Raw genomic sequence first — 15,409 nt, 5'->3', positions numbered from 1 at the left:
GGGCACCGAATCGGCATCAGAACGCCGCTTTTGCCGAGGAATTCACCTGCACGCCAGACAACGTTCATCCAATGGTGTCAAGCTGACACAGTGTGCCTGTCCTGACCGGACAGTTGTCCGCACCCAGGACGATCCGAGGCACCTTCCCTTGCACAAGATCCACGAGATTAAGGAACCGTTGTCAATGCGCGAAGTCTTCAGAAATGAACTGGACGAGCTGGCCACGCAGCTAGTCGACATGTCCGTCAAGGTTCACGAGGCGATGCGCCTGGCGAACCAGTCCCTGCGCAGCAACGACCTCGAATTGGCCGAAAAGGTCATCGAAGCCGACGCCGTGATCGACCACATGCAGTACGCCCTCGACCAGCAGGCCGCTGAGATGCTGGCCCTGCAGGCTCCCGTCGCCGCCGACCTGCGCGCGGTCATCGGCTCGCTGCGGATGTCCGCTTCGCTCGAGCGCATGGGCGACCTGGCGCGCCACATCGCCCAGCAGGTTCGCATCCGCTACCCGGAGTCAGCGATCCCCGACCACTTCACCGACACATTCACCCGCATGGGCGAATCCGGAGAGAAGATCGCCGAGGCGACGGAGAACCTGCTGTCGAACCCGGGCCTGACCGCCGTGCCCACGATCAATGCGATCGACGAAGAGCTCGACGAACTGCACCTCAGCATCTTCGGCAAGCTGGCCGAGGCGCCCGCCGGTTCGCTGGCCCCGCGCCACATCGCCGACGTCACCCTGCTCTCGCGCTACTACGAGCGCTTCGGCGACCACGCTGTGTCCGTGTCCCAGAAGGTCGAATACCTGCTCACCGGCAACTGGGAACCGTACCTGTCGAAGAAGTGAGAGACACCTGAAACACCGAATCAGCCCGAGGTCGACGAATGTTCGACCTCGGGCTTTTCGCTGGCGATGACCTTCCGCTGCCTCCGGTTCGTTCCCCAGATGCTGCGTGCGATCGTCTTCAGCACACCCGTCGTGACAGCGACGCCCAGAAGCAGGAGGGCTCCGCCGATGAGCTCGGGAACGGTGGGACGATCTCCGAGGACAAGCCAGGCCGAGAGCACACCGACCAGGGGAACCAACAGTGAGAACGGCGCCACCTGCGATGCCGGGAATCTTGCAAGCAGCGAGTTCCAGATGACGTAGCCGATGAGTGAGGCGCAGCCGGCGGTGTAGACGACCGAAGCCACGACTCCCCAGGTCGGGTTCGCAACAGCGTGAGCCACCTCGGCGGGGCCGTCGACGAGTATCGAGAGCGCGAACAGCGGCACGGGGACCACGATGGCCGACCACACGGTCATCTGCACACCGTTGGTGCCCTCCTTGACTCCGCGGGCGATGACATTGCCGATCGCCCAGGACAAGGACGCGGCGAGCGCGACGAGGAAGGCGACGATCGGCACCGATGCCTGGAGGCTCAGGCCGATGACGCACAGTCCCGACAGGCCGATGAGGATGCCGATGATCTGGCGTCGACTCGGGAACTCCTTGAGCACAAGGGCCGCGACGAGCACCGTGAAGGCGGCCTGAATCTGGATCACGATCGATGTCAGGCCCGCAGGCAGTCCGAGGAACATGGCGGTGTAGAGGAGTCCGAACTGACCGGCGGACATGAAGACGCCGATGAGGACGATGCGTCGGAAATTCCCTCTGGGGTACTTGACGAAGAAGATCGCCGGGATCACGACGAGCGTGAAGCGGGCAGCGACGAGGAGCAGCGGCGGCCAGTCCCGCAGTCCGAAGTCGATGAAGATGAAGTTGACGCCCCAGAGAACGACGACGAGCAGGGCAAGCATGTAGTGGACGGGACGCATACCTCCAGGATCCCAGCCATTGCATCAAAATTCCATTGAATATAAATGCGTGGTTTCGTTAACATTATTTGATGATTGACACTCTCGCCCTGCGCACCCTGGTTGCTCTCGACTCGGCCGGATCCGTCACTGCGACTGCCGATGCACTCGGCTACACCTCGGCGGCCATCAGCCACCAGCTGCAGAAGCTCTCGCGCTATCTCGGCTCACCGGTCACCGAGCGCACCGGACGGGGGATCGCATTGACTCCGATGGGCCGTGAGCTCAGCCGTCGCGGCGCCGAGCTGCTCCAGGACCTCGAAAGCCTCGAGACCGAGGCTCGGGCAAGGTCGGGCGAACCTCGAGGTCGGATCACGGTGGGCGGATTCTCGACTGGCATCCGCGGGGTGCTGGTGCCATCCCTGCCGCTGCTCAAGACCACCGCGCCGGAGCTGACGATCACCAACATCGAGGAGGAGCCCGATGAGCTCATCGACATGGTCACGGTCGGTCGGATCGATGCCTCGCTGATCTTCGACTGGCGGGAGGGCCCTCCCCAGCTGCCCTCGACGCTGAATTCCGAGCTCATCACCGTCGACCGGGCCGATATCGTCATGCATCGTGACCACCATCTGGCCTCACGCCATCTCGTGACCCGGCAGGATCTCCTCCGCGAGGTCTTCGTCTCGGCACCGCGCAACGGCGTATGCCATCGCTGGCTCACCGCGCTCTTCGATCCCCTCAACGCCGAACCGCAGATCGAATACTGGGCGATGGAGTATGACACTCAGATCGAGTTCGTCCGGGCAGTCGGGGCGCTCGCGCTGGTGCCGCGGCTGGGACGGCCGCACCTGCCCGCCGACGTCACCGTCGTCGAACTCGACGATCCGAGCATCGCCCGCTGGATCTACCTCGTATGGCGGGCCTCGATGAGCGCATCCCCGGCGATCGTCCTTCTCCTTGAGCAGATGAAGGCGGTCGCCGAGGTGGCGGCGGGTGAGTGCGAGCCTGTGCGAGGGAGAGTCTGAACGGGTGAGAGTCTGAACGGGTGAGAGTCTGAGCGGGTGAGAGTCTGAGCGAGCGAGAGTCTGAGCCTCAGCGACCCTGGTTGGCGACCTGACCGATCGCAGCTTCGGCAGCAGCCGTATCGAGGTACGTGCCACCGGGCTTGACCGGGGTGAAGTCTTCGGTCAGCTCGTAGTGCAGCGGAATGCCGGTGGGAATGTTGAGGCCGGTGATGTCGGCGTCGGAGATTCCGTCGAGGTGCTTGACGAGGGCACGCAGCGAATTGCCGTGGGCGACGACGAGCACGGTGCGTCCGACGGTGAGTTCGGGGACGAGCCGGTCGTACCAGTACGGCAGGAGGCGGTCGATGACGTCGGCCAGGCATTCCGTGCGAGGCAGAGAATCGCCGAGGTTGGCGTAGCGCGGATCTCCTGCCTGCGAGAACTCAGAGGCGTCGCCGAGAGCTGGCGGCGGGGTGTCGAAGGAGCGGCGCCAGGTCATGAACTGCTCCTCGCCGAACTCCTCGCGGATCTCCTTCTTGTTCTTGCCCTGCAGCGCACCGTAGTGGCGTTCGTTGAGTCGCCAGGTGCGATGGACGTCGAGCCAGGAGAGATCGGCGGCCTCGAGCGCCAGATTCGAGGTGAGGATGGCCCGCTTGAGGCGGGAGGTGTACACGACGTCGGGGATGAGGTCGGCCTCGCGCAGGAGCTCGCCGGCCCGCTGGCCCTCAGCCCGCCCCTTGTCCGTCAGGGTCACGTCGACCCAACCGGTGAACAGATTCTTCTGGTTCCATTCGCTCTCGCCGTGGCGCAGCAGGATGAGGTTATGCGTCATGCCACCATTTTTGCACGACCGTGCTGACGCGCACAGAGCCGCCCACCCTCTGGTCGACCTGCTTCCGAGATCTTTCTCACTATTCGGCACTCGATCTTGCATCCCGATATGCCCGGATAGCCTGAACTCATGTCTGACACCCCTACGCCTCCGTCGTCGAGCTCGCAGCCTCCCTCGCCGAACCCACAGTCGCCGTCGTCGAGCTCGCATTCGCCGACCCCGCCACCGCAGGCGGGAGGGTCATCGGTTCCTCAGCCCCAGCTGCCGAACTCCGATCGCAGTTCGATCATCGCTGTGACGGCGTTGCCGGTCCTCGTCGTCATCGCCGGAGTTCTCGGGTTCCTCAGCCCCGACACGTTCACTCCGCTCGCGCCCTCGATCACCTGGGCTCTCGGAATCGTCATGTTCTTCATGGGTCTGACGTTGACGCTGCCGGACTTCGCTCGGATCGCGAAGAAGCCATGGATCGCCGCCCTCGGTGTCGTCACGCAGTTCGTCGCAATGCCCCTGCTCGGTCTCCTGGTCGTCACGCTCTACGGCCTTCCGCCTGAGATCGCGGTCGGCGTCATCCTCGTCGGATGTGCCCCCGGAGGGACTGCTTCGAACGTCGTCACCTTCCTGGCCAAGGGCGATACCGCTCTGTCGGTGTCGATCACGACCCTGTCGACCCTCCTCGCCCCGGTGCTCACACCCCTGCTGACTCTGTGGCTTGCCGGCTCATACATGGACGTGCCGTTCTGGTCGATGTTCGTCTCGATCTGTCAGACGGTGCTCGTGCCCGTCATTGTCGGGGTCATCGTCAGGCTCGTGGCCTCGAAGTTCGTCGACAAGATCTCACCGATTCTGCCCTGGTTCGCGTCCATTGCCATCGCCTACATCGTGGCGATCGTCGTCGCGGGCTCGGCTGCTTCCATCGCGACCGCCGGACTCCTCGTGCTCCTGGCAGTCATCACGCACAACATCCTGGGACTTGGAGTCGGCTACGGAGTGGCCGCGGCCTGCAGGTTGGACACTCCGACCAGACGAGCGATGACCTTCGAGGTCGGGCTGCAGAATTCGGGGCTCGCGTCGACTCTCGCGACCACGTACTTCTCACCGCTCGCTGCTCTTCCCGGCGCTGTGTTCAGCGTCTGGCACAACGTCTCCGGTGCACTCCTGGCCTCGGTGTTCGCACGCCGCCCCTACGGCAAACCGCCGCGTGAGCAGATCGCCGGAGACAGTCGCGCACAGGAGTCGGCACTGTGATCGGGCCCTCGACCTCTTCGGGCTTCTCCACTTTCGATGAGGAGACGATCACTCTTGCGAACAGGAGATTTCTGATTCGGCGGGCAAGAGACACCGATGTGCACGACCTCGTGTCCCTGCTTCGCGATGACGCCCTCGGTGCTGCCCGTGAGGGTTCCGGCGCCGAGGAGGTGGCCGACTACCAGCGTGCCTTCGACCTCATCGATTCCGATCCCAATCAGCTTCTGGTCACGATCGCCGACGTCACCAACTGTTCCGAGGCCCATCACGAAGGTTCTGAGAGCTATCACGAAGGTTCCGCGACCCATCATGACGGTTCCGAGAACCACGATGAGGGTGGGCAGGCACAACCTTCCGACACCGGATCGGCTGCCGTCGTCGGTACCCTGCAGCTGACGCTGATCCCGAGCCTGTCACGACGAGGTTCGACGCGGCTGCAGATCGAGGCGGTGAGGATCGGGCCTGATGCGCAGGGCCTCGGTCTGGGCACGGCGGTCTTCGAATGGGCCCATGACTGCGGACGTCGATTCGGGGCATCGCTGGCTCAGCTGACGACCGATAAGTCGCGCACGGATGCGCAGCGGTTCTATGCACGGCTCGGCTACGAGGCCAGTCACGAAGGGCTCAAACTGGACCTGAGCTGAGACTCACATCCACTTCACGCCGTCGACCTCGAACTCGCGGATGCGGTGGGCGATCATCTCCGCCAGCAGGTCGGTGGGGATCTCGCGATCGTAGTAGAGCTTGATCGAACCCTTTCCGGTGTCGAATCCGCTCAGCCGATCGGCGAAGGCCTCTTTGGTGCTGGGGGTGAAGACGAAGTTCGCGTGCTTGGCGTAGCCAGCGAAGGCGAAGAGGATCGTGCTCACGAAATAGGCAGGGTTCCCCCACTTGAGGCCCTCCTCAGCTGTGGGCGCAGCGGCGCGGCTGAGTTCCCGGAGGCGGCTCAGAAATTCCTGCTTGTGCACATCGTCGAAGCCGGCGATGTATTCGTCGACGTTCACGCCTGCTCCAGAAATTCGTTGTCCGGTCCGCTGAGGAGGCCTTCGAAGGCAGCGAGGTTCCGCGTCGACTCCCCGCGACTGATCCTCCAGGCCCATTCCTTCTTCATTCCGGTGAGGAAGCCGATGAGCAGAAGTTCGTTGAACGAGGAGTCGGCGGTCGCCAGAATAGCCCCGAGCAGCGAGTCGAGTTCCTCGAGAAGTCGGTCCCGGGGAACGCTGGCTCGCAGATACACATCGCCGAGGGTGTCGATGCCGAACGACACCGGGCCTGGTTTCATGTTCTTGATGAGCAGCCAGCGGTTGAACTCCTCGGCGTTCTCATCCGGATGGCGAATGACGAACGCCTGCAGCTGTACCGTTCGCGCAGAGATGGTGATCGACACGGTCGTCTTCAGCTTCTTCTCTCCCGGCAGAACTACGGCGATCTGCGTGTCCTCAACGGCGTCGACTTCGACCTCGTTCTCATTCGCCCACTGCCTCACTCCGGCCAGAATCGTCTCGGTGTCGGTCGTCATCATGTGTCCTTCCGTCAACGATTCGTTTCGTCGCAATTCGATTCATTCCATCGGCAATCCATTGAGTTCTTCAGCAGCCGCGGCCGACCAGTCGCGGCTTCGGAGCCAGTTCTTCCGCAGCCGCTGTCTCGTCTGTGCCCGTCATCTGCTCTGTGGTCGTCATCGTCGTGGTCAGGGTCAGATCCGGCACGTCGAGGGCGCCGAGCACACTCGCCGCCGTGGTCGACCAGTCGAATCGAGTCGAGCGATCGGCGGCATGGAGTGCGAGTTCGCGTCGCAGTTCGTCGTCGAGGAGCATCCGCTCGAGAGCCATGGCCCAATGCCGAGGGTTGTGATCGGCGATGAGCACGCCCGAATACCCGTGTTCGACGATGTCGGGCAGGCCGCCCACCGCCGAGGCGATGGCGGGCAGGCCCGATGCCGAAGCCTCGGCCGCGACCAGACCGAATGATTCGCTGCGTGAGGGGACGAGAAGGATGTCCGCCGCGCGGTAGTAGGTGACGAGTTCATGAGCGGGGACGGGACGTCGCACCTCGACGCTGGGTTCGGCGGCGATCGCTGAGTTCAGTTCGCGCAGGTACGGCGAGGATCCAGTCGGAGCCTCTTGGCCCGAGACTGCGCCGAGGAGGATTCCACGCGTCCGAGATGCCAGATGCGGGTTGTCCTCTCGCAGGCCGGAGATCGCATCGACGACGACGTCGGTTCCCTTGATGAACTGCATCCGCCCCACATAGAGGACGACGAATTCCTCTGGTGCGAGACCCAGAACTGTTCTGGCCTCGGCTCGATCTCCTGGGGAGAACAGGTCGTGGTCGACGCCGGGCCTGGCCACCACTACGACGTCGGCTTCGGCGCCGAGTTCGTGGATGAGATCGCGACGCTCTGCCGGGGTGTTGGCCACGATCAGGTCCACCGCCGAGGCGATTCTCTCCTCTGCTTCCAAGCGCTGAGGCCGTTCGTGGCTGGTCTCTGAGTCGCGGTTCTTGACCGCGCCGATCGTGTGCATGCTGACGACGATTCGAGGACGTTCACCCGATCTGGTCGCGTCGTCGGAGACCGCCGTCAGTGACTCCTGCGCCAATGACTTCTGAGCCGGTGTCTCCTGGGAGCGAAGCTCCTGAGCCCGCAGTGCCGCCTCGGCGGAGATCCAATAGTGCGCCCAGATCAGATCGGCTGAGGTGAAGCTCGGCTCTGCCAGGAGGAGCAGCGCGAGTTCGTCGATGGCATCGGCAAGCTCATCCTTGTTGGCTGCATCGATCGGCAGCTGGTGGAGTCGGACGTTCTCAGCGATCTGCAGATTGCCGGCGCGCCCGCCCAGTCCATCGATACCGCTCGGGTCGGCGGTGAAGACGTCGACCACGTGGCCGGCTGCTGCCAATGCGCGCACCGACTGGTCGACGTAGACATTCATGCCACCGGCATCGCCCTGGCCCGGCTGAGCCGCGGGCGAGGTGTGGAGGGAGAGAACGGATATGCGCACGGTGACAGTTTAGCCAAAGAACTCGCCGAGGATCCGGCGAACTTCGTGGCGCCCGCGCCACAGGATCGATCCCGCTGGCAGGACTTCAAAGCGAGCCTCGGGAATCGCTGCCGCAATCGCCTCGGCGACCTCGACCGGATGGGCAGGGTCATCCTCGTGGGTGAGCACGAGCACTTCCCCCGGGAACCGAGCCAGCGCACTCAGCGGGTCATGGCCCGTGCTCACATCGCCTGCGCTCTCGTCGACGGCGATCTCGAGAGCCAAGCCGACCCCGTCGGACATGTCCGTATTGACGAGATTTTCGGCCTTCGTCTTCGTCCAGGCTCTGGCCGGCAGGAGCTCGGCCACCTCGGTGGGTTCGCGAGACAGCATCAGGTCCGTAATGGACTCAACGTCACCGGCGGCCACCAGATCACGCAGTCGCTCCAGGTAGCCGCGGTTCGCATCGGCCACCTCGGCGGAGAATCCGGTGAATGATGCCGGGAGCACGAGCGCGACCTTCTCGAGGTTCCGGGTCGCCGGATGACTGGTGCCAAGCAGTCTGAGGAGCCCACCGGCGGACATAGAGACGCCGAGGGCCTGCGTTGCCGAGGTGGACGTCAGGGCCTGTGCCAGCACCTCGGCGATGTGGCCGTAGTTCCATCCCGAGCCAGGTGAGGGGCGGCCGCCGTGGCCGGGCAGGTGGAGGAAATGCTTGGTGCCGGTGATGCCTGTGCCGAAGGGACGGGTGTCGCGGATCGCGCCGGCAAATCCGTGGCCGAAGAGTGTGTGGGGGTCACCGCTGCCGAAGGTGGCGATGTAGTCCGAATCGGGGCCCGGGAGATTGAGGTCGTTTGTCATCTGCGCGTGTTCGTCGCCTTCTCAGCGCCAGTGGTGCCGATTTTGTTTGCGACTGCGCGGGTCGATGGCCTTGATCTTCGGCCGGACGTCGGTGAGGTAGACGATGCCGGCGACGAGTGCGATCAGGTTGAGGAAGATGATGCGCATGCCCATGGGCGGAAGCGCGATGAGTGCGAGCGCGAGACCGACGCCGAGGAGGATGACCCAGAACTTCTTGCTCTGCTTGTCAACGGCGCGGTAGTTCTCGTCCTTGTAGCGGAGGCAGTCGATGAACGCCCACAGCTGGAGGCCGAAGGCGGCGACGGACAAGGCGAGAAAGACCATCTGCTGAACGCCGGCAATTATTTCCATAGCATCCACCCTAGCAATCGCAGCTCTACCCGGCACGGGGACGGCTCGGATCCTGGGCGAATCCCCACCGTCGGATCACTCTCCGCACATGAACCGCCTCAGCGCTGCGAGGACACGATACTGAGGCAGCACGGCGCGCTGGCGGTCACACCTTCACACCATGGCCGGCGTTCACAGGATCCCTGTCATTCGGATGCCTGCGCAGACACCCATGCCCAGCAGCACACAGATGAGCATCGGCACTCGCAGGATCGAGGCCAGGACTCCCACACCGACGCCGATGAGCCGTGCGGGGTCCGCGATGTCCTGGCCATCGAAGATCGCCGTCGTCGCGAAGACTGCACCGATGAGAACGACCGTCGCCCGATCCATCCACTTCGTCACCGTCGCCGTCGAGTCGCCTTCCGACTCCCCCGTGAGTTCCACGGGGCTGTTCGATCGTGCAGTGCTGTTCGTTCCCGCGGTTCCGTCTGCCCCCGCCGAGGCGGTCACGAGCTGTCGCCGTTTGCCCTTCGTTGCGATCGCCGCACCGAGCTTCACACCGGCGAAGCGCATGGCATAGGTTCCGATGCTCAACGCGGCGAGTGCGATGAGAAAGCTGACCGGGCTCATCGGCTCCCCTCCTGTCGATCGAGATCGTCAACACCACTGCGATCGTCAACACCACTGCGATCGTCAATACCGCTGCGATCGCCGGCTCCACTGGGATCTGTCTGGGCGGCACCACCTCGGCGCTTCCTGATGATTGACCTGATCGACCAGCCGACTGCCACGAACACGAACACCGACAGAGAGGTCACAGCTCCGAGTCCGAGCGGAAGGAGCGGAGTGAGGAGGATCGAGATGAGGATTCCGACGACTGTGAGCGACAGTGTGGTCCTGCTCTTCAGGTCGCCGCGGATGAGGCAGAAGAGGATGATCGGGAAGGCCGCATCGAGGCCGAGGAGGTCGGCGTCGATGACGCTGCCGAGCCACTGGCCGACCATGGCCCCGCTCGGCCACATCACGGCGATGGCCGCACCCATGAGGAGGAAGGCATGCCACCGTGCCCGGTCGGTGCTGACGGTTCGCGATACGGCGATAGATTCGTCGTTGATCCAGTGCGCTGCGAGGAGTGCGCGCCAGTCCTGCGGAAAGAACGGCCCAACGGCCATGCCGAAGGCGAAGTTGCGAGAGTTGACCAGCAGGCCCGCCAGCACTGCAAGGACCGGCGCTCCGCCTGCTGCGATCACGCCGACGAAGGTGAATTCCGCTGCACCGCCGAGGGCGAACATCGCCAGCAGAAGCGTCTGCCACCACGGGAATCCGGACACCGCGGAGATGGCCCCATAGGACAGAGCGACCGCGATGATCGTGATCGTGACGATAATGACGTCACGATAGGTCGAGCCCGGAAGGACCCGATCGATCGTGCGAAACACAGAACTCATGTTCTATATAGTGCACACTCACGAATCGTTCGTCAACTGGAACGTTATGTCGCTATAGTGAACTCATGAGTTCTCAACCACGAGATGAGGCACCTACCGGATCCGGTGAGCCACCGGCTGGCCCGACGCCTCGTGAGCAGATCGCAATCGCAATCAGACGAGAGCGGATGCGCGCGAACCTCTCGCTCTCCGCAGTTGCCCGTCGGGCGGGGATCGGAAAATCGACCATGTCCGGGCTGGAGGCAGGCACCGGCAATCCCAGCGTCGAGACGATGTGGGCTCTGGCAGCCGCGCTCGACATCCCACTGGCCAAACTGCTCGCTCCTCCGCAGCACGAAGTCGCGCTCCTGCATGCCAAGGATCTGCCCAGCCTGCCGTCGAACACTGCGAACTATGCTGCGACTCTGCTCTCAGCATCGCCGGCGAATGCGCGGCGCGACGTCTATTTCATTCAGGCCGAACCGGGTCAGCCGCGAAACTCACAGCCGCACCCTGTCGGCACTATCGAGCATGTGATCCTGGGGCAGGGGGCGGCGCGCATCGAGGTGCTCGGGCAGTCCTACGAGCTTCACGTCGGCGACTACCTGACCTATCCGGGCGATCAGCCGCACCAGTTCACGGCGCTCAGACCGGAGACGACCGTCGTGTTCATCGTCGAGAGCCGCTGAGGTCCGCGACTCAATCACTCCGCGGGCGGTTCGTCCGTATCTCGTGTGTCTTCACTGAGCGAGGGGAGCCGGTTCTGGGCGGCCTCATTGGTCAGCCCGCAGGCTTCGAGGAGGTCCACCGCGACCGGGCGCAGCAACAGCACAAGGGACTCGTCGTGGATATCCCAACTCTCCTCCGCACGGGGATCAAGGCTGGAAGCGGCCTCGGCCAACGCAGCTTCTGCCAGCGCCCGATCGGTTCCTCTGCGCAGCGCGACTTCGAGCTTCTTCGACCCTTCGGACAGCGAATCCACATAGCCGGCGATGATCGGCTTCTCCACACCGAATTCGGTGATGCCCACGACCCTGCGAGCGATGACGCGAATGGTGCGCATGGCACGATCGGCATGGGTGTGTGCACGGGACAGCCTGGTCACCTCGGCGGAATGACGCCTGCCTCTGGCATTGATCTTCGCCGCTTCCCTCGAGATCTTGAGCGAGGAACCCCAGGAATCGATGATGTCCTGGGTCTCTCGAGCCCGCGTCAGCGCCCGTTTAGCGAGTGCGACGTCGGACTCCTGCAGCGCCCGCGCCATCATCTGCAGGACTGCACTGATCTCGTCGAGCATGCTCGCGGCAAGACCACGCGGGACCTTGCGGGCATCGCGCGGAAGGATGAGGGCGAGAAGGATTGCACACACGGACCCGGTGAGGGCATCAAGGGTGCGGGGAAACGGCAGAGAGGTGGCGGTGGCAGGGACCACGACGACGTAGACGGATTGGACGGCGATCTGGGTGATGAAGATGCCACCGGAATTCAGCATAGTGCCGATGAAGAGGCCGATGGCCAGCGTCAGTGTGAGCTGCCAGATCCCTGTGCCGTAGACGTTGACGAGGAGCTCGCCCACGAGCACGCCGAAGGTCGCACCGAAACCGATCTCCATGGCTCGGCGCAGTCGACGGTCGGCGACCGGCCCGATGCCGACGGCTGAGGCGACGGCCGCGAGGAACGGATATGGGTGGCCGAGGACGTAGACGCAGAAGGCATAGGCCGCGGTGGCGGCGATCGGGATCTGGATCAGCTGCCCGGCGTTGGCCTGCACACGCCTGAGACCCATCCGAGATCGATGCACCAGAGTGTTGAAGGCGCGCTGGGGCAGTTCTCTGACCTCGGACTTCGCCATCAGACTCCCTTCGTGCTCGCCTTCGCTGTACCCAGCGTACCGGAATTGTGACATGCTAAAGTCTGTGCGCCGAGGAGGCTATGAATGACAACCAACCTGACCCGAGATGAAGCGCAGAGCCGCACTCAAGTGCTCGATGTCTCGACTTACACCGTCGATATCGACGTCAGCAATGCCGAGACCGGAGCTCCGACGTACCTCTCCCGTACCGTCGTCGAGTTCACCGCCCGAACCGAGTGCCGCACATTCATCGACCTGATCGCGGACTCGGTCACATTCGCCGAGCTCAATGATGAGATCCTCGACCCCGCCGAGGTGTTCGACGGCGCACGCGTGGGACTGCCCATCCGCACGGGGAAGAACACCCTGACGATCGAGGCACAGGCCTACTACTCCACCTCGGGAGAGGGACTGCACCGCTTCACCGACCCTGCCGACGGCAAGGTCTATCTCTACACTCAGTACGAACCGACCGATGCCCGCCGTGTGTTCGCGAACTTCGACCAGCCGGATCTCAAGGCAGAGTTCATCTTCAACGTCACGGCCCCCGAGCACTTCCAGGTTCTGTCGAACCGCCCCGAGACGAGTCGCGGACCGAGCCAGGAGACGAGCCAGGGGCCTGTCGATACGGACTCCCCCGCGATCACTCATCATTTCGCTCCGACGCTGCGACAGTCGAGCTACATCACGTGCATCACCGCAGGTCCCTACGAAGGTGCAACCGACCACTGGACGGATCCCTCGACCGGTGAGGTCGTGGCGTTGGGCGCATGGACGCGCGCCAGCCTCGTCGACCACCTCGACGCCTCCGATATCTTCTCGATCACGAAGGCCGGGTTGGACTTCTTCACTGGCGAATTCGACTATCCGTACCCGTGGGGCAAATACGATCAGATCTTCGTTCCGGAGTACAACCTCGGCGCCATGGAGAATCCGGGTCTGGTCACGTTCACCGACAGTCTGATCTTCCGGGACAAGGTCACCGACGCGAACTACGAGTCGCGGGCGAACGTGATCCTGCACGAGATGGCGCACATGTGGTTCGGCGACCTGGTGACCATGAAGTGGTGGGACGACCTGTGGCTCAAGGAGTCGTTCGCCGACTACATGGGCGGGCTGGCGCTGGCCGAGGCGACCCGTTTCACCAACGGCTGGGTGACCTTCGCGCTGCGTCGCAAGGCGTGGGCGTACACGCAGGACCTCTATCCGACCACGCACCCGATCGTCGCCGACATCCCCGACGTCGAGGCTGCGAAGCTCAACTTCGACGGCATCACCTACGCCAAGGGCGCGTCCGTGCTCAAGCAGCTCGTGGCCTTCGTCGGCCGGGAGGCGTTCTTCGCCGGCTCGCGCCTGTACTTCAAGCGCTTCGACTACCGCAATACCGAGCTCGCAGACTTCCTCGAATGCCTCGCCGAGGCGGCCCCAGACCGGGACATCGCCAGCTGGGCCAGCGCATGGCTGGGCACCTCCGGCGTCTCCGAACTGTCATTGGAACTGACGACGTCCAACGATGCCTCACCGTCTGCGCGGGGCTCAGGCCGAGCAAGCATCACCAGTGCGAAGATCACTCAGGCCGATTCGGCTCGCGGTGCCGAGCTGCTGCGTCCGCACACGCTCGAGATCGCCACGTTGGGACGAAAGGGACGCAAGCTGGTCCCGATCGATTCCTTCTCCTTCGACTTCTCCACCCAGTCGGCTGAGGTGGAGCAGCTCGCTGGACGCACCCTCGGCGATATCACGCTGGTGAACTACTCCGATCACGACTATGCGCGCGTGCGCTTGGATCCGGCATCGACGGAGGCCGCGATCAGGTCGGTGTCCCGGATCGCGGATCCGCTTTCACGGGCATTGGTGTGGTCAGCCTTGGAAAATGCGGTTCGCGATGGTCTCCTTCCCGTGCAGCGATATCTCACGGCTTATGCCCGAAGCCTGGGCAAAGAGAGCCATGCCGGCATCATGGCAGGCCTGAGCCAGACGGCGCTGACCTGCCTGGACCAGTGGGTCTCGGCGAGGAATTTCGAGACCGCAATCACCGGGCTGTTGGGCGCCGCTCTTGACGCATTGGCGACGGCCAAGTCAGGCTCGGACGCTCAGCTTCATCTGGCGAACCTGGTTCTTGCTCTCACCTCGCGCACGGCTCGTTGCTTTGGGGCAAGTCCCGCGATCGCGATGGGCCGCGGCTTCGCGTCGCAGATCCTCGCTGTTCCCGTCGGCGAAGAGATCGACCATCTGAGTGCACCGTCTGAACCTGTTGGGTCTGGGAGTTCCGAGGCTGGGGCTTCCGGGACTGGGGCTTCCGGGACTGGGGCTTCCGGGACTGGGGCTTCCGGGACTGGGGCTTCCGGGACTGGGGCTTCCGGGACTGGGGCTTCCGGGACTGGGGCTTCCGGGACTGGATCTGATGCTCCGGACCACGCTGCGGCGTCTCTGCCGTTCAAGGGACTGCTCAATGATCATGCCCTGCGATGGAATGCTCTGACCGCGCTCGTGTGCCTGGGCTGGGCCGACCAGACCGACATCGCGCGAGAGAACCAGTCAGATCCCAGTTCATCGGGTCGCCTCCATGCCGAGACTGCAAGTGCGGCCATGCCGCTGCCCATCGTGAAGATCCGCGCATGGGAGGTCATCAACGAGGCGGCGGCACTGAGCAATGATGTGCTCACGGCCATCATCTCCGGTTTTGTGGCTCCCACGTCGATGCCGCTCATCGAAAACTATGTCGATGAGTACTTCGCGCGGCTTGCCGGCTTCTGGGCCGATAATTCGATCGAGATCGCCAGGCGCCTGGTCCTCGGGCTCTACCCTCGTTGGTCGGTTGATGAAGAGGCAGCGGTTGAGAAGACCGATGCCTGGTTGGCCGCGCACAGCGATGCTCCGGCTGCGCTGCGTCGGCTGCTCATCGAACGACGCGACGATCTGGCCCGAGCGATCTATCTCAAATCGACCCAGAGCTCACGCCACTGACCTGTCCCCTCGAGTGGGCCTGTCTGTCTCTTCGGCGGGCCACCGGACGAACCGGTGGGCCAGACAGGTCAGCTCAGCGGGCCAGACAGGGCCGTTCGGCGGGCCAGACA

At 63.8% G+C, this 15,409-nt stretch carries 16 protein-coding genes; 6 read left to right on the top strand and 10 right to left on the bottom strand.

Annotated elements, in window-relative coordinates; all coding sequences use genetic code 11:
* Positions 1-184 precede the first annotated feature (184 nt).
* Positions 185-847 carry a phosphate signaling complex protein PhoU gene (phoU, locus tag JFC13_RS05400; RefSeq protein WP_198396053.1) on the top strand — a complete coding sequence of 221 codons (663 nt, stop codon included), beginning with the start codon at positions 185-187 and terminating at the stop codon, positions 845-847.
* Between the two features lie 20 nt (positions 848-867).
* Here the strand turns inward: phoU and JFC13_RS05395 are convergent, their stop codons facing one another.
* The gene (locus JFC13_RS05395; RefSeq protein ID WP_198396052.1) at positions 868-1,818 is read right to left on the bottom strand and encodes an EamA family transporter; all 951 of its coding nucleotides are present in this window, start codon (positions 1,816-1,818) and stop codon (positions 868-870) included.
* 71 nt (positions 1,819-1,889) lie between these two features.
* Between JFC13_RS05395 and JFC13_RS05390 the strand changes: the two genes are divergently transcribed.
* On the top strand, positions 1,890-2,825 hold the full coding sequence (locus JFC13_RS05390; protein ID WP_198396051.1) for a LysR family transcriptional regulator: 936 nt from the start codon (positions 1,890-1,892) through the stop codon (positions 2,823-2,825).
* Between the two features lie 67 nt (positions 2,826-2,892).
* Here JFC13_RS05390 and JFC13_RS05385 read toward each other — a convergent pair whose 3' ends face one another.
* A complete protein-coding gene (locus JFC13_RS05385) occupies positions 2,893-3,636 on the bottom strand; it encodes a phosphoglyceromutase (protein WP_198396050.1) in 744 nt (247 codons plus the stop codon).
* A gap of 129 nt (positions 3,637-3,765) precedes the next feature.
* Between JFC13_RS05385 and JFC13_RS05380 the strand changes: the two genes are divergently transcribed.
* Together JFC13_RS05380 and JFC13_RS05375 are read left to right on the top strand one after the other, a co-directional pair.
* Positions 3,766-4,881, top strand: coding sequence for a bile acid:sodium symporter family protein (locus tag JFC13_RS05380; protein WP_198396049.1), 1,116 nt, complete (start codon positions 3,766-3,768; stop codon positions 4,879-4,881).
* The gene (locus tag JFC13_RS05375; RefSeq protein WP_332839338.1) at positions 4,878-5,525 is read left to right on the top strand and encodes a GNAT family N-acetyltransferase; all 648 of its coding nucleotides are present in this window, start codon (positions 4,878-4,880) and stop codon (positions 5,523-5,525) included. Before JFC13_RS05380 ends, JFC13_RS05375 begins: the two co-directional genes overlap by 4 nt.
* Before the next feature lie 3 nt (positions 5,526-5,528).
* Here JFC13_RS05375 and JFC13_RS05370 read toward each other — a convergent pair whose 3' ends face one another.
* From JFC13_RS05370 to JFC13_RS05340, 7 genes are all read right to left on the bottom strand, one after another.
* Complete coding sequence (locus JFC13_RS05370; protein WP_332839337.1) at positions 5,529-5,885, bottom strand: iron chaperone; 357 nt, start codon at positions 5,883-5,885, stop codon at positions 5,529-5,531.
* Complete coding sequence (locus JFC13_RS05365; protein WP_332839336.1) at positions 5,882-6,403, bottom strand: YbjN domain-containing protein; 522 nt, start codon at positions 6,401-6,403, stop codon at positions 5,882-5,884. The genes JFC13_RS05370 and JFC13_RS05365 overlap by 4 nt, the downstream gene beginning before the upstream one ends.
* Positions 6,404-6,470: 67 nt before the next feature.
* On the bottom strand, positions 6,471-7,880 hold the full coding sequence (locus JFC13_RS05360; RefSeq protein WP_198396047.1) for a glycosyltransferase: 1,410 nt from the start codon (positions 7,878-7,880) through the stop codon (positions 6,471-6,473).
* A gap of 9 nt (positions 7,881-7,889) precedes the next feature.
* Positions 7,890-8,720, bottom strand: a complete 831-nt coding sequence (locus JFC13_RS05355; protein WP_198396046.1) for an alpha/beta fold hydrolase — start codon at positions 8,718-8,720, stop codon at positions 7,890-7,892.
* A gap of 21 nt (positions 8,721-8,741) precedes the next feature.
* Positions 8,742-9,071, bottom strand: coding sequence for a DUF2516 family protein (locus JFC13_RS05350; RefSeq protein WP_198396045.1), 330 nt, complete (start codon positions 9,069-9,071; stop codon positions 8,742-8,744).
* Between the two features lie 171 nt (positions 9,072-9,242).
* The gene (locus JFC13_RS05345) at positions 9,243-9,683 is read right to left on the bottom strand and encodes an AzlD domain-containing protein (protein WP_198396044.1); all 441 of its coding nucleotides are present in this window, start codon (positions 9,681-9,683) and stop codon (positions 9,243-9,245) included.
* Entirely contained in the window at positions 9,680-10,501 is an 822-nt protein-coding gene (locus tag JFC13_RS05340) for an AzlC family ABC transporter permease (protein WP_198396043.1), read from the bottom strand. The genes JFC13_RS05345 and JFC13_RS05340 overlap by 4 nt, the downstream gene beginning before the upstream one ends.
* Positions 10,502-10,566: 65 nt before the next feature.
* On the opposite strand from JFC13_RS05340, the gene JFC13_RS05335 reads away from it, so the two are divergent.
* On the top strand, positions 10,567-11,169 hold the full coding sequence (locus tag JFC13_RS05335; protein WP_198396042.1) for a helix-turn-helix domain-containing protein: 603 nt from the start codon (positions 10,567-10,569) through the stop codon (positions 11,167-11,169).
* A 14-nt stretch (positions 11,170-11,183) separates the two neighbouring features.
* On the opposite strand, the gene JFC13_RS05330 is transcribed toward JFC13_RS05335, so the two are convergent.
* Positions 11,184-12,386: an FUSC family protein gene (locus JFC13_RS05330; protein ID WP_232488201.1), complete on the bottom strand. Its 1,203-nt coding sequence runs from the start codon at positions 12,384-12,386 to the stop codon at positions 11,184-11,186.
* Positions 12,387-12,416: 30 nt separating this feature from the next.
* Between JFC13_RS05330 and pepN the strand changes: the two genes are divergently transcribed.
* Positions 12,417-15,299 (top strand): aminopeptidase N, encoded by a 2,883-nt coding sequence (pepN, locus tag JFC13_RS05325; protein WP_198396041.1) that lies wholly within the window; start codon positions 12,417-12,419, stop codon positions 15,297-15,299.
* Positions 15,300-15,409 lie beyond the last annotated feature (110 nt).

The organism is Brevibacterium antiquum (genome assembly GCF_016107655.1).
GTDB lineage: Bacteria > Actinomycetota > Actinomycetes > Actinomycetales > Brevibacteriaceae > Brevibacterium > Brevibacterium antiquum.
Note: the sequence above shows the minus strand (reverse complement) of the source record. Positions and strands in the feature narration are given on the sequence as shown.